Source organism: Massilia psychrophila (assembly GCF_002760665.1).
In the GTDB taxonomy this organism is placed as follows: Bacteria; Pseudomonadota; Gammaproteobacteria; order Burkholderiales; family Burkholderiaceae_D; genus JAFCUW01.
In genome coordinates, this window is record NZ_PDOB01000105.1 from 1 (window position 1) to 275 (window position 275).

At 47.6% G+C, this 275-nt stretch carries 1 rRNA gene; it reads left to right on the plus strand.

Annotation, left to right across the window (positions count from 1 at the left end):
* Positions 1-275 (plus strand): 23S ribosomal RNA (locus tag CR103_RS21840); the annotation flags it as partial.

Here is a 275-nt window from a genome sequence, read left to right on the forward strand (position 1 = left end):
GCTAAAACAGTCAGGATGTTGGCTTAGAAGCAGCCATCATTTAAAGAAAGCGTAATAGCTCACTGATCGAGTCGTCCTGCGCGGAAGATGTAACGGGGCTAAGCCAGTCACCGAAGCTGCGGATATTATTCTTGTGATTTATCACTTGATCAATATGGTAGGAGAGCGTTCTGTAAGCCTGCGAAGGTGTCTTGTAAAGGATGCTGGAGGTATCAGAAGTGCGAATGCTGACATGAGTAGCGATAATGGGGGTGAAAAGCCTCCACGCCGTAAGC